This is a genomic window from Blautia sp. An249 (assembly GCF_002159835.1).
Lineage (GTDB): Bacteria > Bacillota > Clostridia > Lachnospirales > Lachnospiraceae > Blautia_A > Blautia_A avistercoris.
The window spans coordinates 287,632-312,396 of record NZ_NFJL01000001.1; the positions used below are offsets into that span (position 1 = coordinate 287,632).

27 protein-coding genes are annotated in these 24,765 nt (G+C 45.6%); all 27 read left to right on the forward strand.

Annotated elements, in window-relative coordinates:
• Nucleotides 1–7: 7 nt before the first annotated feature.
• The 27 genes from fabZ (at nucleotide 8) to argR (ending at nucleotide 24,757) form a co-directional block, all read left to right on the forward strand.
• Nucleotides 8–436 (forward strand): 3-hydroxyacyl-ACP dehydratase FabZ, encoded by a 429-nt coding sequence (fabZ, locus tag B5F53_RS01425; protein WP_087218639.1) that lies wholly within the window; start codon nucleotides 8–10, stop codon nucleotides 434–436.
• Nucleotides 437–446: 10 nt separating this feature from the next.
• Nucleotides 447–1,790, forward strand: coding sequence for an acetyl-CoA carboxylase biotin carboxylase subunit (locus B5F53_RS01430; RefSeq protein ID WP_087218642.1), 1,344 nt, complete (start codon nucleotides 447–449; stop codon nucleotides 1,788–1,790).
• Between the two features lie 14 nt (nucleotides 1,791–1,804).
• On the forward strand, nucleotides 1,805–3,517 hold the full coding sequence (locus B5F53_RS01435; RefSeq protein WP_087218645.1) for an acetyl-CoA carboxylase carboxyltransferase subunit alpha: 1,713 nt from the start codon (nucleotides 1,805–1,807) through the stop codon (nucleotides 3,515–3,517).
• A gap of 3 nt (nucleotides 3,518–3,520) precedes the next feature.
• Entirely contained in the window at nucleotides 3,521–4,582 is a 1,062-nt protein-coding gene (locus B5F53_RS01440) for an NAD(P)H-dependent flavin oxidoreductase (RefSeq protein WP_087218648.1), read from the forward strand.
• Between the two features lie 372 nt (nucleotides 4,583–4,954).
• Nucleotides 4,955–5,695 (forward strand): Sir2 family NAD-dependent protein deacetylase, encoded by a 741-nt coding sequence (locus B5F53_RS01445; RefSeq protein WP_087218651.1) that lies wholly within the window; start codon nucleotides 4,955–4,957, stop codon nucleotides 5,693–5,695.
• A gap of 135 nt (nucleotides 5,696–5,830) precedes the next feature.
• On the forward strand, nucleotides 5,831–7,285 hold the full coding sequence (gltX, locus tag B5F53_RS01450) for a glutamate--tRNA ligase (protein ID WP_087218654.1): 1,455 nt from the start codon (nucleotides 5,831–5,833) through the stop codon (nucleotides 7,283–7,285).
• A complete protein-coding gene (locus tag B5F53_RS01455) occupies nucleotides 7,282–9,111 on the forward strand; it encodes an ATP-dependent helicase (RefSeq protein WP_087218657.1) in 1,830 nt (609 codons plus the stop codon). Before gltX ends, B5F53_RS01455 begins: the two co-directional genes overlap by 4 nt.
• The gene (locus B5F53_RS01460) at nucleotides 9,108–9,659 is read left to right on the forward strand and encodes a 4'-phosphopantetheinyl transferase family protein (protein WP_087218660.1); all 552 of its coding nucleotides are present in this window, start codon (nucleotides 9,108–9,110) and stop codon (nucleotides 9,657–9,659) included. Before B5F53_RS01455 ends, B5F53_RS01460 begins: the two co-directional genes overlap by 4 nt.
• A gap of 45 nt (nucleotides 9,660–9,704) precedes the next feature.
• Nucleotides 9,705–10,832, forward strand: a complete 1,128-nt coding sequence (locus tag B5F53_RS01465; protein WP_087218663.1) for a hypothetical protein — start codon at nucleotides 9,705–9,707, stop codon at nucleotides 10,830–10,832.
• A 75-nt stretch (nucleotides 10,833–10,907) separates the two neighbouring features.
• Nucleotides 10,908–11,846, forward strand: coding sequence for a stage III sporulation protein AA (spoIIIAA, locus tag B5F53_RS01470; protein WP_087218666.1), 939 nt, complete (start codon nucleotides 10,908–10,910; stop codon nucleotides 11,844–11,846).
• A complete protein-coding gene (locus tag B5F53_RS01475; RefSeq protein WP_162610509.1) occupies nucleotides 11,840–12,358 on the forward strand; it encodes a stage III sporulation protein AB in 519 nt (172 codons plus the stop codon). The genes spoIIIAA and B5F53_RS01475 overlap by 7 nt, the downstream gene beginning before the upstream one ends.
• 26 nt (nucleotides 12,359–12,384) lie before the next feature.
• Nucleotides 12,385–12,579 carry a stage III sporulation protein AC gene (spoIIIAC, locus tag B5F53_RS01480; protein WP_087218672.1) on the forward strand — a complete coding sequence of 65 codons (195 nt, stop codon included), beginning with the start codon at nucleotides 12,385–12,387 and terminating at the stop codon, nucleotides 12,577–12,579.
• Between the two features lie 15 nt (nucleotides 12,580–12,594).
• Nucleotides 12,595–12,981, forward strand: coding sequence for a SpoIIIAC/SpoIIIAD family protein (locus B5F53_RS01485; protein ID WP_087218675.1), 387 nt, complete (start codon nucleotides 12,595–12,597; stop codon nucleotides 12,979–12,981).
• The gene (locus tag B5F53_RS01490) at nucleotides 12,978–14,162 is read left to right on the forward strand and encodes a stage III sporulation protein AE (RefSeq protein WP_087218678.1); all 1,185 of its coding nucleotides are present in this window, start codon (nucleotides 12,978–12,980) and stop codon (nucleotides 14,160–14,162) included. Before B5F53_RS01485 ends, B5F53_RS01490 begins: the two co-directional genes overlap by 4 nt.
• Nucleotides 14,159–14,734 carry a stage III sporulation protein AF gene (locus B5F53_RS01495; RefSeq protein ID WP_087218681.1) on the forward strand — a complete coding sequence of 192 codons (576 nt, stop codon included), beginning with the start codon at nucleotides 14,159–14,161 and terminating at the stop codon, nucleotides 14,732–14,734. The genes B5F53_RS01490 and B5F53_RS01495 overlap by 4 nt, the downstream gene beginning before the upstream one ends.
• The gene (locus B5F53_RS01500) at nucleotides 14,694–15,056 is read left to right on the forward strand and encodes a hypothetical protein (protein WP_087218684.1); all 363 of its coding nucleotides are present in this window, start codon (nucleotides 14,694–14,696) and stop codon (nucleotides 15,054–15,056) included. Before B5F53_RS01495 ends, B5F53_RS01500 begins: the two co-directional genes overlap by 41 nt.
• An 11-nt stretch (nucleotides 15,057–15,067) precedes the next feature.
• Nucleotides 15,068–15,832 carry a SpoIIIAH-like family protein gene (locus B5F53_RS01505; protein ID WP_087218689.1) on the forward strand — a complete coding sequence of 255 codons (765 nt, stop codon included), beginning with the start codon at nucleotides 15,068–15,070 and terminating at the stop codon, nucleotides 15,830–15,832.
• 83 nt (nucleotides 15,833–15,915) lie between these two features.
• Nucleotides 15,916–17,505, forward strand: a complete 1,590-nt coding sequence (locus B5F53_RS01510; RefSeq protein ID WP_087218693.1) for a peptide chain release factor 3 — start codon at nucleotides 15,916–15,918, stop codon at nucleotides 17,503–17,505.
• Between the two features lie 72 nt (nucleotides 17,506–17,577).
• The gene (locus tag B5F53_RS01515) at nucleotides 17,578–17,964 is read left to right on the forward strand and encodes an Asp23/Gls24 family envelope stress response protein (protein ID WP_087218696.1); all 387 of its coding nucleotides are present in this window, start codon (nucleotides 17,578–17,580) and stop codon (nucleotides 17,962–17,964) included.
• Nucleotides 17,965–18,013: 49 nt separating this feature from the next.
• Nucleotides 18,014–18,421 (forward strand): transcription antitermination factor NusB, encoded by a 408-nt coding sequence (nusB, locus tag B5F53_RS01520; RefSeq protein WP_087218699.1) that lies wholly within the window; start codon nucleotides 18,014–18,016, stop codon nucleotides 18,419–18,421.
• 4 nt (nucleotides 18,422–18,425) lie between these two features.
• Entirely contained in the window at nucleotides 18,426–19,655 is a 1,230-nt protein-coding gene (gene xseA, locus B5F53_RS01525; protein ID WP_087218702.1) for an exodeoxyribonuclease VII large subunit, read from the forward strand.
• Entirely contained in the window at nucleotides 19,640–19,840 is a 201-nt protein-coding gene (gene xseB / locus B5F53_RS01530; RefSeq protein WP_087218705.1) for an exodeoxyribonuclease VII small subunit, read from the forward strand. Before xseA ends, xseB begins: the two co-directional genes overlap by 16 nt.
• A complete protein-coding gene (locus B5F53_RS01535; protein ID WP_087218708.1) occupies nucleotides 19,830–20,717 on the forward strand; it encodes a polyprenyl synthetase family protein in 888 nt (295 codons plus the stop codon). Before xseB ends, B5F53_RS01535 begins: the two co-directional genes overlap by 11 nt.
• 13 nt (nucleotides 20,718–20,730) lie before the next feature.
• The gene (gene dxs / locus B5F53_RS01540) at nucleotides 20,731–22,608 is read left to right on the forward strand and encodes a 1-deoxy-D-xylulose-5-phosphate synthase (RefSeq protein ID WP_087218712.1); all 1,878 of its coding nucleotides are present in this window, start codon (nucleotides 20,731–20,733) and stop codon (nucleotides 22,606–22,608) included.
• Nucleotides 22,605–23,414 carry a TlyA family RNA methyltransferase gene (locus tag B5F53_RS01545; protein WP_087218717.1) on the forward strand — a complete coding sequence of 270 codons (810 nt, stop codon included), beginning with the start codon at nucleotides 22,605–22,607 and terminating at the stop codon, nucleotides 23,412–23,414. The genes dxs and B5F53_RS01545 overlap by 4 nt, the downstream gene beginning before the upstream one ends.
• Nucleotides 23,415–23,426: 12 nt before the next feature.
• Complete coding sequence (locus tag B5F53_RS01550; protein ID WP_087218720.1) at nucleotides 23,427–24,287, forward strand: NAD(+)/NADH kinase; 861 nt, start codon at nucleotides 23,427–23,429, stop codon at nucleotides 24,285–24,287.
• An 11-nt stretch (nucleotides 24,288–24,298) separates the two neighbouring features.
• On the forward strand, nucleotides 24,299–24,757 hold the full coding sequence (argR, locus tag B5F53_RS01555; RefSeq protein WP_087218722.1) for an arginine repressor: 459 nt from the start codon (nucleotides 24,299–24,301) through the stop codon (nucleotides 24,755–24,757).
• The last annotated feature ends 8 nt before the right edge of the window (nucleotides 24,758–24,765 follow it).

Consider the following 24,765-nt stretch of genomic DNA (forward strand, 5'->3'; position numbering starts at 1 on the left):
GGTTATAATGAAGTTATCAACGAAAGAAATTATGGAAATCATTCCTCATCGCCAGCCTTTTTTACTGATTGATACCATTGAAGAGCTGGAACCGGGCGTAAAGGCTGTCGGCAGAAAATGCGTTTCTTATAACGAACCGTTTTTCGGTGGCCATTTTCCCCAGGAACCGGTTATGCCCGGAGTTCTGATTGTGGAAGCCCTGGCTCAGGTGGGCGCTGTGGCAATTTTAAGCAAGCCGGAAAACAAAGGAAAAATTGCTTATTTCGGTGCAATCAATAAAGCGAAATTTAAAACAAAAGTGGTTCCGGGAGATGTTTTAACTCTGGAAGTGGAAATTATTAAAGCAAAAGGACCCATCGGCGTAGGAAATGCAAAGGCAGTCAACCAGGACGGAAAAGTGGCAGTGGTTGCAGAGCTGACTTTTGCAGTAAATTAGGAGGCTGTTCATGTTCGGAAAAATATTAATTGCCAACCGGGGAGAAATCGCAGTACGGATTATCCGCGCATGCAGAGAGATGGGAATTCAGACTGTGGCCGTATATTCTGAGGCCGATAAGGATGCTCTTCATACGCAGCTTGCGGATGAGGCAGTGTGTATCGGACCTGCGTCTCCCAGAGAAAGTTATTTGAATATGGAGCGGATCATCAGCGCCGCAGTTGCTACGAAAGCAGAAGCCATTCATCCGGGATTTGGGTTCTTATCAGAAAACGCCAGATTTGTGGAAATCTGCGAAAAGTGCCATGTGGCATTCATTGGTCCTTCTGCGGAACTGATTCAGAAAATGGGAAATAAATCCGAAGCCAAAAGTACTATGAGAAAAGCGCATGTACCGGTGGTGCCCGGAACCAAAGAGCCTGTTTTCGACGCGCAGAAAGCCCTAAAAGAAGCGAAAAAGATCGGATTTCCGGTGATGATTAAAGCTTCCAGCGGCGGCGGTGGGAAAGGCATGCGAATTGCCATGACAGAAGAAGAGTTTGTCTCTCAGTTTCAGATGGCCCAGCAGGAATCCGTCAATGCTTTTGCCGATGATACCATGTATCTGGAACGGTACGTACAGTGTCCCCGTCATGTGGAAGTGCAGATTCTGGGGGATAAATTCGGAAATGTTATCCATCTGGGAGAAAGGGACTGCTCTGTTCAGAGACGTCATCAGAAAATGATTGAGGAATCTCCCTGCACAGCCCTGTCAGAGAAACTTCGTGAAAAAATGGGAGAGACGGCAGTCAAGGCAGCCAAAGCGGTAGGCTATGAAAGCGCCGGAACCATTGAATTTCTGCTGGATAAATCGGGGGAATTTTTCTTTATGGAAATGAACACCCGTATTCAGGTAGAACATCCGGTTACGGAATTTGTTTCCGGAGTAGATTTGATTAAGGAACAGATTCGTGTGGCAGCCGGACTTCCGTTAAGTGTAAAGCAAAAGGATATTGTACTTCGGGGACATGCCATTGAATGCAGAATCAATGCCGAAGATCCCAATCGTCACTTCATGCCCTGTCCGGGAACCATTGAAAATCTCCATCTTCCGGGAGGAAACGGAGTTCGCATGGACACGGCCGTATACAATGGATATACCATTCCGCCCAACTACGACTCCATGATCGTAAAAGTGATTGTTTACGACCGGGATCGTCAGAGCGCAATTCAGAAAATGATCAGCACTCTGGGCGAAGTAGTTATTGAAGGTGTAAAAACCAATTTGGATTTTCAGTACAGCATTTTGAATGAGCCGGATTTCCAGGAAGGAAAGATTACGACAGATTTCATACCGGAGCATTATGATATTTAAAGGAGTTTTTGGAAATGCCAGAACTTAAAAAATTTTTCAAAAAAGTAAAGAAAGAAGAACACAGGGAGCAGGCGCCTTCTATTCCTGCCGGGCTCTGGGTGAAGTGCCCGAAATGTTCAGAAATGCTTTATAAAGAAGACGTGGTGGCGGATTCTTATGTATGTTCCAAATGCGGGGGATATTTCCGTATTAAAGCGAAAACCCGTATAAAGATGATTGCTGATCCGGGAACTTTCCAGGAGTGGTTTACCGGACTGGAGACAGACAATCCTCTGGATTATCCTGAGTACCCGGAAAAACTGGAAAGTCTGAGAGAGAAAACCCATCTGGATGAAGCCATTAAAATCGGAAAGGCAGAAATTGATGGTCAGCCGGTGGTTCTGGGAGTTATGGATGCCAGATTTTTAATGGCAAGTATGGGTCATGTGGTAGGAGAAAAAATCACCAGATCCATCGAAAAGGCCACAGAGGAAAGGCTTCCGGTCATCTTATTCTGCTGTTCCGGAGGAGCCCGGATGCAGGAGGGAATCGTCTCTCTGATGCAGATGGCGAAAACTTCCGCAGCAATTAAGCGGCACAGCAAGGCAGGCCTTTTGTATATACCAGTTTTAACAGATCCTACCACCGGAGGAGTGACAGCAAGTTTTGCCATGTTGGGAGATTTGATCTTAGCGGAGCCGGGCGCTTTAATCGGATTTGCAGGGCCGAGGGTAATTGCCCAGACAATCGGCCAGAAGCTTCCGGAAGGCTTCCAAAGGTCAGAGTTTCTGGTGGAGCATGGGATTATTGACGGCATTGTTCCCAGAGAAAAACTGAAAAAGACCCTGTCTTACCTGGTGAAAGTGCATACCCTGAACTGTCCTTACGACAGTTTTCCGAAGGAACGTCCGGGAAGAGCGGACTTCGATTATTATGGAAAAAAGGCAAAAGGGAAAAAATCGGCGGATATGAGCGCCTGGGATCGGGTGATGACCGCCAGAAGCGCCCAGAGGCCTACCAGCCTGGAATACATCTACGCCATTTTTGATCATTTTATTGAACTGCACGGAGACAGAGCATCGAAAGATGACGGAGCAATTGTGGGCGGGATTGCCCAGCTGGACGGCCAGCCGGTAACGGTAATCGGCGTTCAGAAAGGAAAGAATACCAAAGATAATGTAATCCGCAACTTCGGCATGCCTTCTCCCGAAGGTTACAGGAAGGCGCTGCGCCTGATGAAGCAGGCAGAGAAATTTAAACGTCCGGTCATCTGTTTTATTGACACACCGGGAGCTTACTGCGGAATTGAGGCAGAGGAAAAAGGACAGGGCGAAGCCATTGCCAGAAATCTGATGGAAATGTCAGATTTAAAAACACCAATTCTCTCCGTTGTAATCGGAGAAGGCGGAAGCGGCGGAGCGCTGGCCTTAGGTGTGGGTAACGAAGTGTGGATGATGGAAAATGCCACCTATACGATTTTGTCTCCTGAGGGATTTGCTTCTATTTTATGGAAAGACAGCAAACGGGCCCCGGAAGCTGCAGAGGTAATGAAGGTAACTGCGGCCGATCTGTTAGAGCTGGGTATCATTGAGAAAATCATACCGGAAGAAACAGCAGCCGGCGAGCATAATCTGGATGAGCTGGCAGAATATATGAAAATACAGATGAAACGCTTCTTAAAGAAGCAGGCAGGAAAGACGGAAGAGGAATTGACAGAACAAAGGTATGAAAGATTTAGGAGAATGTAAACGATGAAAAAATGGAATCCATTGGAGATTGGCGAGCTTAAGGCGGAGATTCCGGTTTTGCAGGGGGGAATGGGAGTAGGCGTCAGCCTTTCTTCTTTAGCAGGAGCCGTTGCCTCCTGCGGCAGCGTGGGAATGATTTCAACGGCGCAGATTGGATGGCGGGAGGAAGATTTTTCCCAGAACCCCATGAAAGCTAACTTCCGGGCTATCCGAAAAGAGATCGAAAAAGCAAGGGAAATTGCCCAGGGAAACGGAATTCTGGGAGTAAATATTATGGTTGCCACCCAGAATTATAAAGAGTACGTCAAAGAAGCAGTAAAGAATAAAATTGATTTAATCGTTTCCGGAGCAGGACTTCCCATCGATCTTCCGGAACTGGTAGAAGGAACGAAAACTAAGATCGCCCCCATCGTATCCTCCTTAAAATCAGCCAGCGTGATTTGTAAAATGTGGGACAGAAAGTATAAGAAAGCGCCGGACATGGTTGTAATTGAAGGTCCGAAAGCCGGAGGACATCTGGGTTTTTCCAGGGAAGAACTGGAAACGGAAGAGGCTATGGATTATGATTGTGTGATTCGTTCCATTATTCAGCTGGTACGGCAATACGGAGAAAAATACGGAAAGAAGATTCCGGTGGTGGTAGCCGGAGGGATTTTTGACCGTAAAGATATGGAGCACGCGATGGATTTAGGAGCCGACGGGGTACAGGTTGCCACCCGGTTTGTAACCACCGTGGAATGTGACGCTTCAGAAGCTTATAAACAGGCATATCTGGATGCAGAGAAAGAGGATATTTGTATTGTGCAGAGCCCTGTGGGAATGCCGGGACGCGCCATCCGCAATGCATTCATAAAGAAGGTACAGGAGAGTAAAATACCTGTAAAAAAATGTCATCACTGTATATCTACCTGTAACCCTGCAAAAATTCCCTATTGTATTACCGATGCCTTAATTCACGCAGTGGAAGGGGATTTGGATAACGGGCTGATTTTCTGTGGGGAAAATGCCTGGAAATGTAATAAAATAGAGACTGTGCCGGAAATTCTGGAGGAATTTGCCGGATAAAATACGAAATTCTTACTGAAAAAAAAGTCCATCGACAGCTTTCGAGGGACTTTTTGTTTTTGGAAGGATAAAATGTAAGTATCTTTAGAAAAAAGGTACGTCATTTCTATTTTTATTCTTTAGGCGGACAGCCAGATTCCCGGGAAGGAATAATTACATAAAAATTCAGGAAAGGCAGTTCAGGCCGCCTCTCTCTGGCGGAGACAGTCGTCAGAATTCCCGGGAATTTCCAGAGGAAGATTCTGACAGAGTATTCTGACTAAAAAAATCATTTTTTAATATAATTATTTGTGCAAAATGATTAAAATAAGTTGAAATCCCCCCACTGAGACGTTATAATCTAATTAAAAATATTCGCAGGAGGTTTAAAGGATGGAGAATTTGAAAGAGATGCTGGACCTGGTGCGTGGAGTAATTCAAGAAAGTAAGTATTTAGTGTGTTTAAAAGGGGTGAAGGTAAGTACAGAATGCGGCTGCACCAATTACCGGGTAGCCAAAGACGCGTATGCAATTGAGAAACAGTATGGCTTATCCGCAGAAGAAATGTTTAACGCTTCGTACTACAATACAAGAGTAAATGAATTTTATGATTTCTATAAAAAATATATGATCAGTCAGTTAGGAGAACTAAAAGAAGGGCTCTATGTGTTAAAACGTCTGGAGGAGCAGGGACTCTTAAAATGCATTATTACCAGGGATATTTTTTCCCTTGCCAAACGGGCCGGCTGCAGGAATGTGTTAGAACTCCACGGAAGTGTTTACAAAAATTTCTGTCCTCACTGCAGAGAAGAGTATTCCATTGAGTATGTGCAGAATTCCAAAGGAGTTCCCCGCTGTACAAAGTGCAAAACGGTTATCCGTCCTGGAGTGGCCCTTATGGGGGAGATGCTGGATAATGGCCTGGTAAGCAAAGCTTCCGAAGAAGTTTCCAAAGCCGATACCCTGATTGTACTGGGTTCTAATATGAAAGCCAATCTTACCAGTATGATGGTGCAGTATTTCCAGGGAGATAAGATTATTTTAATTAATGAAGAAGAGCATTATGCAGATCGTCTGGCGGATATTGTGCTTCATGCAAAGCCCATGGAGACTCTGGAAAAACTGGGATTATAATTCTCAAAGTTCTCAAAGAATGTTCCGGTAATCTACTGGACAAGACAAAACCATATGGTATATAATACAGGAAGTTACATAGTGGCGGGCATTTAACCCGCCACTTATATTTGAAGAAAGAAACAGGAGAAAGTTATGAGTAAAATAAGAACAAGATTTGCACCCAGCCCCACAGGAAGGATGCATGTTGGAAATTTAAGAACAGCTCTCTATGCTTATTTAATTGCCAAACATGAGGGCGGGGATTTTATTCTCAGAATTGAAGATACGGATCAGGAGCGTTATATGGAAGGAGCAGTGGAGATCATCTACCGCACCCTTCAAAACACAGGATTAATTCATGACGAAGGTCCGGACAAGGATAAGGGATACGGTCCTTATATTCAAAGTGAAAGACAGAAACAGGGAATCTATCTGAAATATGCCAGACAACTGGTGGAACAGGGAGACGCCTATTACTGTTTCTGTCAGAAAGAGGAACTGGAATCCATGAGACGGGTAGTAGCAGGCAAGGAAATCGCCATTTACGATAAACGCTGCCTGAAACTTTCCAAAGAAGAAGTACAGAAGAAACTGGAGGCAGGAGAACCTCACGTTATCCGTTTCAATATGCCCACAGAAGGAACCACTTCCTTTGAAGATGATATTTACGGAACCATTACGGTGCCCAATGAAGAAATGGAGGATTTGATTCTTATTAAATCCGACGGGTATCCCACCTATAATTTTGCCAATGTCATTGACGACCATCTGATGGGAATTACCCATGTGGTAAGAGGAAATGAGTATCTTTCTTCTGCGCCGAAGTACAACCGGATTTATGAGGCTTTTGGCTGGGAGGTTCCTACCTATGTCCACTGTCCTCTGATAACAGATGAAAAACATCAGAAGCTTTCCAAGCGCTCCGGCCATTCTTCCTATGAAGATTTATTAGATCAGGGCTTCTTATCAGACGCCATTGTAAACTTTGTGGCTCTGTTAGGATGGAGTCCCCAGGAAAACAGGGAGATTTATTCTCTGGAAGAACTGGTAGAGGCATTTGATTACCGTCATATGAGTAAATCACCGGCAGTTTTTGACATTCAGAAACTGCGCTGGATGAACGGAGAATACATGAAAGCCATGGACGCGGAAGCTTTTTACGAGGAGGCTCTGCCGTATCTGAAAAGTGTTCTGAAGAAAGACCTGGATTTCCATAAGATTGCGGCTATGGTAAAAACCAGAATTGAAGTGTTTACAGACATTCCGGAGATGGTAGATTTCTTTGAAGAGATGCCGGAATATGACAGCGCACTGTATAAGAACAAACGCTGGAAAACCACAGAGGAGAAATCTCTTGCATTGTTAAAAGAAATTCTCCCCGTACTGGAAGAGCAGGAGGACTATTCCAATGATCCTCTTTACGCTTCTGTAGAAGCTTTTGCAAAAGACAAAGAATACAAAGTCGGCTATGTGATCTGGCCGGTCCGTATTGCAGTATCAGGAAAACAGGTAACGCCTGCGGGAGCTACAGAGATTATGGAAGTAATCGGAAAAGACGAGACCTTAAAACGAATCCGTCAGGCCATTGAAAAACTGGAAAATTTATGAAATTAAATACATCTCAAGAAAGGGCAGTCGCCCACCTGTCAGGGCCGATGATGGTTCTGGCAGGTCCCGGTTCCGGGAAAACCTCCACCATTGTCGGAAGAATTGAATATCTGGTTCACCATTATCAAGTGGATCCCTTTGGGATTTTAGTGGTAACATTTTCCAGAGCCGCGGCCCGGGAAATGAAGGAACGGTATTTACAGAAGACAGGTAAAAACTACACCAAAGTTACTTTCGGCACCTTCCATGGGATCTTTTACGGGATTTTAAAACAGGCTTACGGCCTTGGCGCCCGTAATATTCTTCCGGAAGAAAAGAAGTTTGAATTTCTGCGGCAGCTTACCTGGCAGTATGGAGAAGAACTGACGGAAGACGGGGAGTTTACAGAAGAGCTGGCCCGGGAGATCAGCCTGGTGAAAAACAGCCGGATTCCGCTGGAGCACTATTATTCTTCCTGCTGCTGCGATGAAATATTTAAAAAGATATTTAAGGGGTATCAGAGAAAATGCAGGAAGGAAAGGCTGCTGGATTTTGACGATATGCTGGTCTGCTGTTACGAACTGTTATCTCAGCGGAAAGATATTCTGGCCGCCTGGCAGAAACGTTTTTCATATATTCTGGTGGATGAATACCAGGACATTAACCAGATTCAGTATGATGTGCTGAGAATGCTGGCCCTTCCGGAAAATAATCTGTTTATTGTGGGGGATGACGATCAGTCTATTTATCATTTTCGGGGAGCGAAGCCCGAGATTATGCTTCACTTTAATAAAGACTTTCCCACAGCAAAACAGGAACTGCTTTCCGTGAATTACCGGTGTACCGGCAACATTTTAAAAAGTGCCCTTCATTTAATCGGACACAACAAAAACCGTTTCCCCAAACAACTGGAAACGCCCAATGAGGAGGGAGCTCCCGTAGAGATTCTGGATTTTCAGACCCCCCGGGAGCAAAATCTGTATCTTTTAAAAGAACTGCAAAAAGAGGTGGAAACCGGAGGAAAACTGGAAGATTCGGCTGTGCTGGTGCGGACCAATCTGGAGACGGAAGGGATTGTACGGGCATTTATGGACTATAATCTGCCGTTTCATATGAAAGAAAAGCTTCCTAATATTTATGAACACTGGATAGCCAGAGACTTAATTGCTTATTTAAAACTGGCCCGGGGAGAGAGAAGCAGGAGTCTGTTTCTCTCTGTAATGAATCGTCCGAACCGGTACCTCAGCAGAGAAGCCATTTATGAAAAGCAGGTATCCTTTGAGACTCTGCGCATCTTTTATGAAGGGAAAGAATGGATGTGCGACCGGATTGATAAAATGGAAGATCAGATAAAAGTTCTGGCTTCTATGCCCCTTTATGGAGCCATCAATTTTATCCGGAAAGGGATTGGCTATGAAGAATACTTGCAGGAATATGCCAGTTATCGTAGAATAAAGCCAGAAGAGCTGATGGAAGTATTAAACCGGATCCATGAAAGCACAAGAGACGTGAAAACGCTGGAAGAGTGGGAAGAAAGGATACATAAATATACACAGGCTTTGCTGGAGCAGGCAAAGAATCAGAATGAAAAGCAGCAGGGAGTTTTGATTTCCACCCTCCATGGATCCAAAGGACTGGAATTTAAAAATGTGTTTATTTTAAATATCAATGAGGGGAACATTCCCTATAAAAAAGCGGTTCTCGACGCCCAGGTAGAGGAAGAGAGGCGGCTTTTCTATGTGGGAATGACCAGAGCAAAAAAGCGTCTGACCCTGTGTTATGTACATTTTCAGTTTGAAAAACAGAAGGAGAAATCCAGATTTTTAGGGGAGGTTATGGAAACATGAAAGCGGTTATTTACTGTACGGAAATGACAGAAACCGATCAAAAGCAGAATATGCACCATATGATTGGGGAACGCTTACTGGAAGAAGGATTAAAAGAGTTGTACGGATTGGAGTTGGAAATGGAGCCCCGCAGCCGGGAAGCCCATGGAAAACCATTTTTGACTTTGCAGCCGAAAATCCATTATAATATCAGCCATTCCGGTAAATATGCAGTCTGTGCAATAGGAAGCAGGGAGCTGGGCATAGATGTTCAGGAGGAAAAAGAAGCAGATTTCGCAAGAATCCTGAGACGTATGGTTCCTTTAGAACTGCAGGAAGAAATTTTAAACAGCGGGAATGTGAAAGAGGCTTTTTACAGCCAGTGGGTACTTCGGGAGGCTTACATTAAATGGACAGGAGAAGGACTGTCCAGAGATATGAGAAAAATTAATCTGGAAGAAGGCTGGTATCAGAAATTTTTCGTGGGTGAGGGATACCAGGCGGCCATTTATGCGGCTCTTCCTATGGAAATAGAAATCCGTCGCCGCTCTGTCCGTATTTTAGAATGACAGACCCGCAAAGGGGACGTTCTGCGGGAGATAAAGGAAGAGAATATGAAACGGAAGAAAAAAGGAAAGAAACTGCGGCTTATCATACAGCTGGGACTGGTGATCCCATTAATTTTTCTCTCCTATTTCAGTTATGCATTTGTTTACAGAAGCCAGACAGAACTGTCGCCCAAATCGGAGAGAACCAATCAGGGATCGGCGGTGTATTCCCTGGAACATCTGAAAGATATTCTGTCAGAGGATGAGACTTTTCTGAAATATGCATTTGCAGAGGAAGAGCGGGAATATGAAAAAGAGTACGGAACATATATTATTCCCGGGATGCTGAGTACGCGTACGCTGGTTGCAGGACAGGGAGATGAGCCGGGAATCTGTACCTCCATGACTCCTCAGGGGCTGGCAGTTACAGAAGACTATGTATTAATCAGCGCCTACTGCCACACGAAGAAACACAATTCGGTGATCTATGTACTGGATAAAGAGAATCATAGTTTTATAAAAGAGCTTGTGGTTCCCGGAAAGCCCCACCTGGGCGGTCTGGCCTATGATCCCGTAAATCAGATCATCTGGGCTTCTTCCAACGCAAAGGGGATTGCCCAGGCCATTTCCTTTACCCTGGAAAGCCTGGAAAAATATGATCTGGATAAAAACAGAGAACCTGTGGAAATTTTTCAGGAGTGTAACTTGTACGGAATTGTCAGGGACTCTTTTATGACTTATTACCAGGGAAGTCTGTATGTGGGCTGCTTCACCAAAGGGACTTCCAGCGTGTTGTGCCGGTATTCGGTAGGGGAAGATGGAAGGCTGGTAACACAAAATACAGAAGACTTGGGAATGGATTTTGAAATGGCGGTTCCCAGGGCCACTGCCAGAATTTCAGAAAAAGCCCAGGGAATGGCTTTCTACCAGGATCACCTCCTGCTTTCCCAGTCTTATGGGATACTTCCTTCGCAGTTGTTGTTTTTTAAAGATTCGGATGAACATTTATTTATCAATGAAGTATCGGTTATGGAGTATAAATTCCCGGAAAAGTTAGAGCAGATTTATGTGGACGGAGACTATCTGTATCTGTTGTTTGAGTCCTCTGCCTATGCCTACCGGGCTTCTTCTTTCCGGATTGTGGATCGGGTCATACGGCTGAATTTAAAGGAAATGACCCAGGGACTGGATTAGAACGGGGGATAATCCGATTCTTTTATGTACTAAAAGGAGATTGTCCACATATATTTAGATTAAAGGAGTGAGACAATGAAAGCAGAGCAGATTACCTGCTTATTTGCAAAGAATATACGAAGGTTGTTAGAAGAGACACCGATTGATTACGATAAACTCTATGAAATCCGGCTTCGGGTGGGAAGGCCCCTGTTTTTAATCAGCAGCAGGGGCGAATTTTTCCTGAAAAGAAGCGGGAACTTCAGCAGGGAACCGGGAGAGGATTATCTGGTGACCCAGGAAGATTTAAGGGAAACTCTGGAATATGTCAGCGGATATTCTCTGTATGCCTATGAGGAGGAGCTGCGCCAGGGATATTTGACCGTTCAGGGAGGCCACCGGGTGGGCGTCACCGGGAAAGTGGTGCTGGATGGCTATAAAATCAAGGGAATGAAAAACATTTCCTGTATTAACCTGCGTCTTGCCCATCAGATACGTGGCTGCGCCAAGTCATTGATGCCCTATATTGAAACCAAGGATCAGATTTACCATACCCTGATTATTTCTCCGCCGCGCTGTGGAAAGACAACCATGCTGCGGGATATTATCCGCCACATATCCAATGGATGGAACGGGGTTCCCGGAAGGAATGTGGGAGTGGTAGACGAACGTTCGGAGCTGGCAGGATGTTATGAGGGAATTCCCCAGAATGATCTGGGAATCCGTACGGATATACTGGACGGATGTCCCAAGGCAGAGGGAATGATGATGCTGATCCGTTCCATGTCGCCGGCTGTGATTGCGGTGGATGAACTGGGAAATTATGAGGACATTCATGCCATTGAGTCGGTGATACACTGTGGCTGTAAACTGATTGCCACTGTTCACGGAGAATCTCTGGAGGAACTTAAGAGAAAGCCGCTGTTTGAAAAACTGTTACAGGACCAGGTCTTTGAGCGGTATATATTATTGGAGAGAAAGAACCGGGCAGGAGTGGTGAAAGCGGTTCTGGATCGGAATGGAGTCAGTTGTTAAAGGCAATCGGAATTTTTATTACCATCACAGCAGGAGCAGGCATTGGGTTCGTCTGTTCCCTGGATTTAACCAGGCGGGCGGAGGGACTGAAACAGCTTTTGCGTCTGGGCACAATTTTAAAAGGAGAAATTGAATACAGGCACGCAACCCTGCCGGAGGCTATGGCACAGGCGGCGGCCAAGTTAAAGGATCCCTATAAAAGATTTGCCGAGGACATTTCCGGGGAGATGAAAGAATATCCGGGGATTTTACTGACGGAAATCTTTGAGAAGAGTATGAAAAAGCACCTGGAACAAAGCCGCCTTGACAAAGAGGACAGGCAGAATCTGTGTGAACTGGGAGGCCGGCTGGGGTATCTGGATCGGCAGATGCAGATTCAGAATCTGGAATGGTTCTGCCGGGAAACCCAGCAGGAATTAAGAGATCTGCAGGCGGCTATGCCTGCCAGGAAAAAAGTGTATCAGAGCCTTGGGATTATGGGCGGGCTGTTCCTGGCAGTCCTGATTCTTTAAGGAAATCGCAGAGGGGAGGGACGCCTGTGGAGGTAAATCTGATTTTTAAAATTGCGGCTGTGGGGATTCTCGTATCCGTTCTTACCCAGGTGCTTAAGCACAGTGGGAGAGAAGAACAGGCGTTTCTGGCCAGTCTGGCAGGACTTCTGGTGGTGCTTTTTTGGATTCTGCCATACATTTATGATCTTTTTCAGGAAATACAGCAGTTATTTTTAATCTGAAAAGGGGGCAAAGAAGTGGACATCATACGCGTATCGATTCTGGGAATTGCCGGCGTTTTTCTGGGATTTCTGTTAAAAGGGACGAAACCGGAGTATGCCTATTTACTTACCTTTGGCACAGGGATCTGCATCCTGGTGGCAGGAGTGGGAAAGCTGGAGTATTTGTTTGCATCCATTGAGAAACTTCGTTCCTATATTCCGGTGGAAAGCGTCTATCTGGTGTCTCTGCTGAAAATGATAGGTATTACCTATATCGGTCAGTTTTCCGCAGGAATCTGTAAGGACGCAGGATATTCGGCCATTGCAGGGCAGATCGAACTGTTTTCCAAACTGGCGATTATGGCAGTGAGTATGCCCGTTCTTTTAGCTCTTTTAGAAACGATTCAGGAGTTTTTATCATGAAGGCCCCCAAGGGGAAAGCACGAAGGCGAAAAGCAGTGATGTTTCTGCTTTTAGGCTTTCTTTTTTTATTTGGAAAAACGGTATCGGTTTTTGGAGCAGGGGAAAATCCGGCACAGGAGACAGATACGAAAGAGGAACTGCTGGAGGATACGGATTTGCAGGAGGTACAGAAACTGGTGGATCAGATGCTGGAAGGAAACCGCTTTGATCTGGAAGAAACCATAAGAGGCTTTATGACAGGAGAGGTGCCTTTTACCAAAGAGGCGGCAGGACAGATGCTGCAGCAGATCCTCTTTTCCCAGTGGGATGAGGAAAAAGGGATTTTTCTTCAGATTCTGCTTCTGGTGCTGGCGGCCTCTCTTCTGGGAAATTTATCCAGAGCTTTTGAAGGCGGGCAGATTGGAGAGATTGCATTTTATATTCTGTATCTGCTTTTGTTTGTGTTTTTAGTGGAATCCTTCTCTTCTTTAAGCCTGCATCTGGAAAACCGCCTGCTGATGATACAGACTTTTATGCAGGCTCTGGCTCCGGCATACTTTATTGCGGTGACGGCGGCTTCCGGGGTTTCCACGGCCGTAGTCTTTTACCAGATGGCCCTGTTTCTCATCTGGCTGATTCAGTGGGCGCTGGTAAACCTTCTCCTTCCTACCGCCAATTTGTATGTGCTCTTAAAGCTGGTCAACTACCTGTCCAAAGAAGAAATGCTCTCCAAGCTGGCAGAACTTTTAAAAACTTTTATCAGCTGGGGAATCAGGACGATGCTGGGCATTGTAATCGGGATGCAGGTGATTCAGGGGATGGTGACGCCGATTATGGACTCTTTAAAGCGCAGCGCTCTGGGGAAGACGGCCGGCGCCATACCGGGAGTGGGAAATGCCATTAATGCAGTAACCGAGATTGTACTTACCAGCGCTGTACTGGTGAGAAACTGTATGGGAGTAACGTTTTTGGTTGTTCTGATTCTGTGGGGGATTACGCCGATCATCCGTTATGGAATTACCTCCCTTTTGTACCGGCTGCTGGCTGCCTTAGTACAGCCTGTTTCGGATTCCAGAATTGTAGGCTGTCTGACTACCATGGGAGAAGGGTGTTCCATCCTGCTGCAGATTTTATTTACGGCTCAGGTAATGTGTATGCTGACCATTGCCATTTTGACAGTCAGTTTTGGGGGAGGGACATGAAAGAGAGTATATATAGCTGGATGAAAAATCTGGCCGTTTTTTATATCTTTCTGACAGCCGTGATGAACTTTATCCCGGAGAAAAAATATGAGAAGTATTTCCGGCATTTCATGGGACTGCTGTTGATCCTGCTGATTTTGTCCCCTGTTTTTGAACTCTTTCAGATGAGGGACGTTATGGATCAGAATTTCTGGAACAGCTACCGAAAGGAGGAGATGGAAGGGCTTCGCAGACAGGGAGAGGAAATTCAGGAAAACTATCTGAAAGAAAAGTATGAAGAAGAGCTGGAAAAAACCATTCAGAACCGGTTGGAAAGTATGGGGAAACCACCGGAAGAACTTCAGATAAAACTGGCCCGGGGTCAGGAGATTGTGGTGGAGCAGGCGGTAATTCTCTATGAAAACCGATTAGAGGAGAAGGAAAAAGAGGAGATTACACATGTGCTTAAAGAAGACTATGGAATCGAAGAAGCTAAAATTCAACTGGAATATCGGGAAGATAACCAAACAGCAGTGGATTCTTCTTCTTTTAGTGGGATTGATTCTGGCTACCATCGCACTTCCCGTGACTGACAGCAGGAAAGAAGAACAAACCTCAGGAAGCCTTTTTGGAAACGGGCAGGAAGAAGAACAGACGCAGAAGGAGAGGCTTCAGTCCCAGCTGGAAGATATTTTGTCCCAGGTAGAGGGAGTGGGGCAGGCAAAAGTACTTCTGACCTTTGAAGAGGAGGATTCCTCCGCCTTTTATACCAGGGAGGATGCACCGAAGGTGGCAGGGGTATTAATTGTCGCCCAGGGGGCGTCAGATTCCACGGTAGAGAGGAAGATTCAGCAGGCAGTAATGGCATTATTTCAGATCGAAGCCCATAAGATTAAAGTAATGAAAATGAAATGAGGAGTGTGCAAGTGAAAAAGATTATGAAGAAAAATCAGGTGATAATCACGGCGCTGGCAATCCTGATTGCAGTGGCCGGGTATCTGAACTTTACCGATGTATCTCTGGGAGGAGACGAAAAAGAGGCAAGTACGGATTCCAGCACGATCTTAGAAGAGGTGGATTCCGAATATGACATTACAGACGAGACTGCTTCCGTAGATGAGGATCTGACAGAGACCGGATCGGAAGAAATCGCCGGTCCTGATGAGGAAACGGGCACGCCCGGAGAAGCGGTGCTGACCAATTCTTCCAGCTTTGCAGCGCAGGCCAAGATCAGCAGGGAACAGGTCCGCTCCCAGAACAAGGCGGATTTGGAAGACTTAATTAATAATGAAGCGATTTCTGAAGAACAGAAACAGGAAGCTGTTAATACCATGGTGGCAATGACTGATATGACAGAGAAGGAAGCGGCGGCAGAACTGTTACTGGAGGCCAAAGGTTTTGAAGACGTGGTGGTAAATCTGACAGGAGAAACGGCAGACGTGGTGGTTCCTGACGCCTATCTGGGAGATGAACAGAGGGCGCAGATTGAAGATATTGTGAAACGGAAAACGGGAATCGCAGCCTCCAGTATTGTGATTACCCCATTAAGTGAAAGCGCTGCAGAATCGGATGTGGATCTGAACGCTGAGGCAGAAGTCTCCGGGGAAGAGGGAGAAACCAAAGAAGATTCTGCCGGGGATACGGAAAGTGAAGAAAACACTCAGGAAACCGATACTTATGTGACAGAATGAAAGGGAAATCCCTTGACACAACCGGCTTATCTATACTAGAATAGAAAACGTTGCAAAGAATCATGAATTTTAGGAGGCAAATCGTGTCAAAGTATACGAAAGAAATAGAAAAAAGAAGAACTTTTGCGATTATCTCTCATCCCGATGCGGGAAAGACAACATTGACAGAGAAGTTTCTTCTTTATGGGGGAGCTATTAATCTGGCCGGTTCAGTAAAAGGAAAGGCCACTTCCCGTCATGCGGTATCCGACTGGATGGAGATTGAAAAGGAGAGAGGAATTTCTGTTACTTCTTCGGTTCTTCAGTTCCACTATGACGGTTACTGTATTAACATACTGGATACTCCGGGACATCAGGACTTCTCGGAGGACACATACAGGACTTTAATGGCGGCAGATTCTGCGGTCATGGTCATTGACGGATCCAAGGGAGTAGAGGCGCAGACCAGAAAACTTTTTAAAGTTTGTGTGATGCGCCATATTCCCATATTCACATTTATTAATAAGATGGATCGGGATGCCAACGATACCTTCGATCTGCTGGACGAAATCGAGAAAGAACTGGGTATCGCCACCTGTCCGGTGAACTGGCCCATTGGTTCCGGAAAGAATTTTAAAGGGGTTTACGACAGAAATACTCAGAAAGTACTTGTCTTTCACGATACCCAAAAAGGAACAAAAGAAGGGATTGAAGAAGAATTTTCCATTACGGATCCCAGGCTGGAGGAAGTGATTACCCAGGAGCAGAAGGAACAGCTTTTAGAAGAGATTGAGCTTCTGGACGGAGCCAGCGCAGAATTTGATCAGGAGCAGGTAAGCAGAGGAGAGCTTTCTCCGGTGTTTTTTGGATCTGCCCTTACGAATTTCGGAGTGGAGACGTTTTTAAAACATTTTCTGAAGATGACAACCTCTCCTTTATCCAGAATGTCTGACAGCGGAGAAATTGATCCCATGAGCGATGATTTTTCTGCCTTTGTCTTTAAAATCCAGGCAAATATGAATAAGGCCCACCGGGACCGGATTGCATTTATGAGAATCTGTTCCGGAAGATTTGATGCATCCCAGGAAGTTTATCATGTGCAGGGAAAGAAGAAACTGCGTCTGCTGCAGCCTCAGCAGATGATGGCCGAGTCCCGCCATGTGGTAGACGAAGCCTATGCAGGAGACATTATCGGCGTATTTGATCCGGGTATTTTTTCCATCGGAGATACGGTCTGCAAGCCGGGAAATTCTTATGCCTATGAGGGAATTCCCACCTTTGCTCCGGAGCATTTCGCCCGTGTCCGCCAGGTGGATACCATGAAAAGAAAGCAGTTCGTAAAAGGAATTAACCAGATTGCCCAGGAGGGCGCCATCCAGATCTTTCAGGAGTTCCAGACAGGAATGGAAGAAATTATTGTGGGAGTGGTAGGCGTTCTGCAGTTTGACGTTTTAAAATACCGGCTGGAAAATGAGTATAATGTGGATATAATTTTAGAAAATCTTCCTTATGAACATATACGGTGGATTGCCAATAAAGAAGAGGTGGATGTAAGTAAGCTGTCGGGCACATCTGATATGAAAAAGGTAACTGATCTGAAAGGAAATCCGCTGCTTCTGTTTGTAAATCCCTGGAGCGTGGGCATGACAGAAGATAGAAATCCGGGGCTTATCTTATCCGAATTCAGCAAATAACCCTTTTATTTTGAAGAAGAGTTTGCTATAATAATCCATATGATAGGAAAAAAGCCTCAGGAGGTTTTTAAGATGGCAGAAAAAAGAAATACCTATAAGATACAGGAATTAAGCGGCATCGGAGAAGTTCAGATTGCCGACGAAGTTGTAGCGATTATTGCCGGTCTTGCTGCTACTGAAGTAGAAGGCGTAGCTTCCATGGCTGGAAATATTACCAATGAGCTGGTAAGTAAACTGGGAATGAAAAACTTATCCAAAGGGGTAAAGGTCACGATTCTGGAAAGTGTGGTTACCGTGGATTTATCTCTGAATATCGAATATGGAAAGAACATTCTGGAAACCAGCAAGAAAGTACAGGAACGGGTAAAGGCATCCATTGAGAACATGACCGGACTGGAAGTTGCGGATGTGAATATCCGAATTGCAAGTGTAGATATGGAGAAAGAAAAAGGAAAGTAACCCTTTCCTTTTTTCTATATCAGAGGAAATCAGATACAGGAGGAACCCCATGGGGAGAAGAGAATTAAGAGAGCATATATTTAAGCTTCTTTTTATGAGTCAGTTTAATTCTACGGAAGAAATGGAAGGGCAGACAGGGCTCTATCTGGAGAATCTTCAGCCGTTGGATGAGCAGGATCAGACTTATATACAGGAAAAATATCAGAAGATTACAGAGAAACTGCCGGAGATTGACGAATTAATCAACAGTGTTTCCAAAGGATGGAAGACCAGGCGTATGAGCCGGGTGGATCTGACTATTTTAAGACTGGCTGTCTATGAACTGCGCCAGGAAGAATCCATCCCCGTAAGCGTGTCAATAAATGAGGCAGTGGAGCTGGGAAAACGTTTCGGAGGGGAGACATCCTCCTCCTTTATTAACGGAATCCTGGGCCAGATAGCAAAGATGGAAAGATAAACTTATGAATATTTATTCTGTAGAACAGGTAAATACGTATATTAAGAATATGTTTACCCAGGATTTTCTCCTTCGCAGAATCTATGTGAAAGGGGAAGTATCCAACTGTAAATATCATACGTCGGGACATATTTATTTTTCCCTGAAGGATAAGTCAGGAGTAATGGCCTGCGTCATGTTTGCCAAAAGCCGGAGAGGACTGGCGTTTCCCATGAAAGACGGGGATCAGGTGGTAGTAGAAGGAAACATCAGCGTCTATGAGAGAGACGGACGTTATCAGCTCTATGCAAAGAATATTACGCTGGAAGGCTTCGGGATTCTATATGAAAGATTCCAGGCTTTAAAACAGGAACTGGAAGAGATGGGAATGTTCGCTCAGGAGTACAAACAGCCCATTCCCCATTATATTAAAAAACTGGGGGTAGTTACAGCGCCCACAGGGGCGGCAATCCAGGACATCCGGAATATTTCTCTCAGGAGAAATCCCTATCTCCAGATCATTCTTTATCCTGCCCTGGTGCAGGGAGAAGGGGCGAAGGAAAGTATTGTAAAAGGGATTCAGATGCTGGATTCCTTTGGCGTAGATACGATTATTATAGGAAGAGGCGGCGGATCCATTGAAGATCTGTGGGCTTTTAATGAGGAAGAAGTAGCACGGGCGATTTTTAACTGTGAAACGCCCATTATCTCTGCGGTAGGTCATGAGACGGACTTTACCATTGCGGACTTTGCAGCGGATATGCGGGCGCCTACTCCTTCTGCAGCCGCAGAGCTGGCCGTGGATGATTACCGCGGTCTCATGCAGCAGATGGGAAATTATCAGAAAAAGTTAGATCAGGCTATGGAAAACAGAATTCTGCTTCTTCGCAGCCGTCTGGTGCAGTATCAGACCCGGTTTAATTATTTAAGTCCTCAGAACCAGATACAGGAACAGAGACAGCGGCTGATGGATCTGGAAGAAAAACTGGAACAGCGGATGAAGGGAGTTCTGGAAAAATACCGGCACCGTCTGGAGATCTATGCCGGGAGAATGGACGGCGTATCTCCTCTGAAAAAACTGAACCAGGGCTTTTCTTATGTTTCCGATGAGAAAGGACATACCGTCAGTACAATTACGCAGGTTCAGAGAGGAGATTCCCTTCGGATACAGGTTACCGACGGAAGCATCCGGGCACGGGTGGAAGATATAACTTTGGAGGAGAGAAAGGAGCATCAGATATGGCCAGAAAAATAGAAGATGCATTTGAAGAGCTGGATCAGATGATCGAGAAACTGGAAGACAGGGAAACTTCCCTGGAAGACTCCTTTCAGATTTATCAGGAAGGAATCCGGCTTTTAAAGTTCTGTAACGAGAAAATAGATACGGTAGAAAAGAAAATGATGCAAATGAACGAGGATGGTACACTTCATGAATTTTAAAGAGGAATTGGAACAGCGGGTTTCAAAAGTTAATGAGTTAATCAGAAAATATCTTCCCCGGGAAGAGGGGAAATCCCTGACCATGATTCAGGCCATGAATTACAGCATGACGGCAGGGGGGAAACGTCTGCGTCCCATACTGATGGAAGAGACGTATCGTCTGTTCGGGGGAACCACCAGGGCAATTGAGCCCTTTATGGCAGGAATGGAGATGATCCATACCCATTCTCTGATTCATGACGATTTGCCTGCACTGGATAACGACGAATACCGAAGGGGAAGGAAGACCACCCATGTGGTATTCGGAGAGGCCATGGGAATTTTAAGCGGAGACGCGCTGCTGAATTATGCCTATGAAGTGCTGTTTCACAGTTTCGATTTAGATCCCGGCAATCCTGCCATCCCCCTGGCTTTACAGATTCTGGCATCTAAGGTGGGAATTTACGGAATGCTGGGCGGACAGGGCGTAGATGTGGAAAACGACGGAAAACCCTTAAGCCAGGAGACTTTGGCTTATATCTATAAAAACAAAACCTCAGCGCTGATTGAAGCATCCATGATGACCGGCGCCATTCTGGCAGGAGCAGAGGATGGGAAAGTACGTATCGTAGAAAAAGCTGCAGAGAAGATCGGACTGGCTTTTCAGATTCAGGATGACATTTTAGATGTGGAAAGCACACAGGAAGTATTGGGAAAGCCCATCCACAGCGATGAAAAGAATCATAAGACCACCTATGTGACGCTGAAAGGACTGGAGGCTTCCAGAGAGGAAGTGAAACTGCTTTCCGGGGAAGCGCTTTTTCTCATGGACAGTTTGGAAGAAAAAAATGAGTTTCTTCGTCAGCTGATTACAGAGCTGATTGACAGAAAGAAATGAAAGAAGAGATACCATGGTTTTAGAAAAAATCAATGCACCCAACGATATTCACCGGATTCCCCTGGGGGAATTCCCCAGGCTGGCAGAAGAGATTCGTGAATTTCTGATTGACCATGTCAGTAAGACAGGAGGACATCTGGCCTCCAATCTGGGAGCCGTGGAGCTGACCATAGCCCTTCATAATATTCTGGAATTCCCGGAAGATAAATTGATTTGGGATGTGGGGCACCAGGCTTATACTCATAAAATTCTCACAGGAAGAAAAGAAGGATTTAAGACTCTCCGAAAGGAGGGAGGCCTAAGCGGCTTCCCGAAACGAGAGGAGAGCTTTTGTGATGCCTTTGATACGGGACACAGTTCTACTTCCATTTCCGCGGGACTAGGATATGTAAGAGCCAGGGACTTAAGAAAAGAGAACCACTATGTAATTTCCGTCATCGGAGACGGAGCCCTTACCGGAGGAATGGCTTACGAGGCTTTGAATAATGCAGCGGAACTGGATACTAATTTTATTATTGTCTTAAATGATAATAATATGTCTATTTCCCCAAATGTGGGAGGAATGTCTTCCTACCTGAGCGCTCTGCGTACGGCAGAAGCTTATACGGGAATGAAAATGAATGTAACGAAGACCCTGAAGAAAATCCCAAAGGTGGGAACAGCGCTGGTTGATACGGTTAGAAAAACCAAATCCAGCATTAAACAAATGATCATTCCCGGAATGCTCTTTGAAAATATGGGACTGACCTATCTGGGACCGGTGGACGGGCACGATATGCCAAAGATGATGAAGCTTCTCAATGAGGCGAAAAGGGTGGAAGGTCCTGTTCTGGTACATGTTCTTACGAAAAAAGGCAAAGGTTATGAGATGGCTGTGCGCCATCCCTCCCGTTTCCACGGAACAGGTCCTTTTGACGTATCTACAGGACTGCCGTTGAAAAAGCAGGGAAAAGCGTCTTATACGGATATTTTCTCAACGGTGATGAGGAAAATGGGCGATCGGGAAAAACAGGTAGTGGCCATTACGGCGGCCATGCCTACGGGAACCGGACTGAAGCGGTTTGCAAATATGTTTCCGGATCGGTTTTTCGATGTGGGAATTGCGGAAGAGCATGCGGTAACCTTTGCGGCAGGGCTGGCGCTGGGAGGAATGATCCCTGTGGTGGCTATTTATTCCACCTTTTTGCAGAGGGCCGTGGATCAGATCCTCCACGATGTGTGTACCCAGAATCTGCATGTGGTTTTTGCCGTGGATCGGGCCGGACTGGTAGGAGCAGACGGGGAAACGCACCAGGGGTGCTTTGACCTGTCTTATCTGACTATGATTCCCAACATGACGGTGATGGCGCCCAAGAATAAATGGGAGCTGTCGGATATGATGAAATTTGCGGTTCACCACTCTGGTCCTGTAGCCGTCCGCTATCCCAGAGGGACCGCTTACGACGGGCTGGAAGAATACCGGGATCCTGTGGCTTATGGAAAGAGTGAATGGCTGACTGATAAAAAGGGGAGTGAAATTGCCCTTTTCGCCCTGGGAAGTATGGTAGAGACGGCTGTGGAAGTTCAGAAGAATCTGGATTCTCAGGAAATCCCCTCCACTTTGATTAATGCCAGATTTGCAAAACCTCTGGATACAAAGACTCTGGATACGCTGGCAGAGAAGGGCTGCCGGCTGCTGGTGACCATGGAGGAAAATGTAAGAAGCGGAGGGTTCGGAGAACTGGTTCTGGACTATATGAGCGCCCATCATCCCCAGGTGCAGGTAAAGATCATAGCCATTGAGGATACTTTTGTTTCCCACGGAGATGTGGACAGCCTGAAAAAGAAATTAGGACTGGATGCCCAGAGCATTACAGAAATTATAAAGAATTGCAGGAAGAAAGAAGAATGAAAGAACGTTTAGATGTGTTACTGGTGACCAGAAATCTGGCGCCTTCCAGAGAGAAAGCAAAAGCCGTGATTATGGCCGGACAGGTATACGTGGACGGTCAGAAAGAAGATAAGGCCGGCTCTATGTTTTCTCCCCAGGCTGCCATTGAAGTAAGAGGAAATACTTTGCCCTATGTAAGCAGGGGAGGCCTGAAACTGGAAAAGGCCATGAAAAATTTTGACATTGTCTTAGAGGGAAAAATCTGTATGGACGTGGGAGCTTCTACGGGAGGCTTTACAGACTGTATGCTGCAGAATGGGGCGGTGAAGGTCAGCGCAGTTGATGTGGGGCACGGACAGCTGGACTGGAAACTCCGCAACGATCCCCGGGTAGTCTGTATGGAAAAGACCAATATCCGTTATGTGGTTCCGGAGGATATACAGGAACCGGTTTCTTTTGTTTCCATTGACGTATCCTTTATTTCCCTGACCAAGGTTCTTCTTCCGGTGCGGGATCTGATGGAAGAGAACGGAGAACTGGTCTGTCTGATTAAACCTCAGTTTGAAGCGGGCAGAGAAAAGGTGGGGAAAAAAGGTGTTGTCCGGGAACCGGCGGTCCATCTGGAAGTCATTGAAAAAGTGATCGCATTTGCCGCAGAAAACGGATTTCAGCCTGTCCATCTGGATTTCTCTCCTATTAAGGGGCCGGAAGGAAATATTGAATATCTTCTGCATCTTCAGAAATGTCCCAGGGAAACTCCGGTCGTGCTTCCGGAGACAGTAAATCCCCATGAGGCAGTAAAAAAAGCCCATGAATTACTGGATTAGAGGAAACAGGCCATGAAGAAATTCTGTATTATTACCAACTGGGAAAAAGACAAAGACCTGAAAATAACCAGGGAGATTGTATCTTATCTGGAAGAAAACGGCTGCAGATACTGCGTTCAAAAGGGAGAGAAAAAACAGGAGGGCCGCTATCATTATACGAATCCGGAAGAAATTCCGGATGATACGGAATGTATCATGGTATTAGGCGGGGACGGCACTCTGCTTCAGGCAGCAAGAGATATGGTGCATAAAGACATCCCTCTTCTGGGAATTAATCTGGGCACTCTGGGATTTCTGGCTGAGGTGGATAAGACTTCTGTCTGCAGCGCGCTGGAACAATTGCTGAAAGATGATTATGAAATCGAAGAGCGGATGATGCTGACCGGGAAAATATACCGGGAAGGAAAACCGATCGGAGAAGATATTGCGTTAAATGACATTGTGATTGGACGGGAAGGGCCTCTGCGTGTGGTCCGGTTTATTAACTATGTAAATGGAGAGTATTTGAATACCTATCACGCAGACGGAATTATTATTTCCACGCCCACAGGCTCTACCGGCTACAGCCTGTCAGCGGGCGGGCCTATCATTTCCCCCAGCGCGTCTATGATTTTAATGACGCCTCTGGCTCCCCATACCCTGAATACCCGAAGTATTATTTTTTCACCGGAAGACAGGATAACCGTGGAGCTGGGGGAAGGAAGAAGGAAAGTGCAGGAAGAAGGAATTGCTTCCTTTGACGGAGACACACAGATTGACATGATAACAGGTGATCGGATTGAGATTGCATGTGCAGGGGAGAAAACCAAAATTGTAAAATTAAATAATTTAAGTTTTCTGGAGGTATTGAGACAGAAAATGAGAAACAGCTAGGAGGGCAGGAAGTGAAGTTAGAACGGCACGCAAAAATTATAGAGCTAATCCATGAATCAGAAATTGAGACACAGGAAGAGCTGGTGGAACGACTGAATCAGGCTGGATTCGGAGTGACCCAGGCCACCGTGTCAAGGGATATCCGGGAACTGAAACTGACGAAAATAGCAGGGACAAACGGAAAAAGCCACTATGAGATTACCAGTACGCCAAAAGATAATCTGAGTAAGAAGTATTCCAGGGTATTAAAAGACGGACTGGTTTCTATGGATATGGCTCAGAATATTCTGGTGATAAAGACGGTGCCGGGAATGGCTATGGGTGTTGCAGCCGCATTAGATGAACTGAAGTTTAAAGAAATTGTGGGCAGTATTGCAGGCGACGATACAATCATGTGTGCGGTAAAAAATGCAGATCAGACATTGCTTGTAATGGAAAAGCTGCGTAAGGTTCTGGAAGATTTGGGATAAGGAGTTGC

Coding starts and splice junctions, on each gene's coding strand:
- fabZ (WP_087218639.1), top strand. CDS start 8: ATGAAGTTATCAACGAAAGAAATTATGGAAATCATTCCTCATCGCCAG.
- B5F53_RS01430 (WP_087218642.1), top strand. CDS start 447: ATGTTCGGAAAAATATTAATTGCCAACCGGGGAGAAATCGCAGTACGG.
- B5F53_RS01435 (WP_087218645.1), top strand. CDS start 1,805: ATGCCAGAACTTAAAAAATTTTTCAAAAAAGTAAAGAAAGAAGAACAC.
- B5F53_RS01440 (WP_087218648.1), top strand. CDS start 3,521: ATGAAAAAATGGAATCCATTGGAGATTGGCGAGCTTAAGGCGGAGATT.
- B5F53_RS01445 (WP_087218651.1), top strand. CDS start 4,955: ATGGAGAATTTGAAAGAGATGCTGGACCTGGTGCGTGGAGTAATTCAA.
- gltX (WP_087218654.1), top strand. CDS start 5,831: ATGAGTAAAATAAGAACAAGATTTGCACCCAGCCCCACAGGAAGGATG.
- B5F53_RS01455 (WP_087218657.1), top strand. CDS start 7,282: ATGAAATTAAATACATCTCAAGAAAGGGCAGTCGCCCACCTGTCAGGG.
- B5F53_RS01460 (WP_087218660.1), top strand. CDS start 9,108: ATGAAAGCGGTTATTTACTGTACGGAAATGACAGAAACCGATCAAAAG.
- B5F53_RS01465 (WP_087218663.1), top strand. CDS start 9,705: ATGAAACGGAAGAAAAAAGGAAAGAAACTGCGGCTTATCATACAGCTG.
- spoIIIAA (WP_087218666.1), top strand. CDS start 10,908: ATGAAAGCAGAGCAGATTACCTGCTTATTTGCAAAGAATATACGAAGG.
- B5F53_RS01490 (WP_087218678.1), top strand. CDS start 12,978: ATGAAGGCCCCCAAGGGGAAAGCACGAAGGCGAAAAGCAGTGATGTTT.
- B5F53_RS01495 (WP_087218681.1), top strand. CDS start 14,159: ATGAAAGAGAGTATATATAGCTGGATGAAAAATCTGGCCGTTTTTTAT.
- B5F53_RS01515 (WP_087218696.1), top strand. CDS start 17,578: ATGGCAGAAAAAAGAAATACCTATAAGATACAGGAATTAAGCGGCATC.
- nusB (WP_087218699.1), top strand. CDS start 18,014: ATGGGGAGAAGAGAATTAAGAGAGCATATATTTAAGCTTCTTTTTATG.
- xseA (WP_087218702.1), top strand. CDS start 18,426: ATGAATATTTATTCTGTAGAACAGGTAAATACGTATATTAAGAATATG.
- xseB (WP_087218705.1), top strand. CDS start 19,640: ATGGCCAGAAAAATAGAAGATGCATTTGAAGAGCTGGATCAGATGATC.
- B5F53_RS01535 (WP_087218708.1), top strand. CDS start 19,830: ATGAATTTTAAAGAGGAATTGGAACAGCGGGTTTCAAAAGTTAATGAG.
- dxs (WP_087218712.1), top strand. CDS start 20,731: ATGGTTTTAGAAAAAATCAATGCACCCAACGATATTCACCGGATTCCC.
- B5F53_RS01545 (WP_087218717.1), top strand. CDS start 22,605: ATGAAAGAACGTTTAGATGTGTTACTGGTGACCAGAAATCTGGCGCCT.
- B5F53_RS01550 (WP_087218720.1), top strand. CDS start 23,427: ATGAAGAAATTCTGTATTATTACCAACTGGGAAAAAGACAAAGACCTG.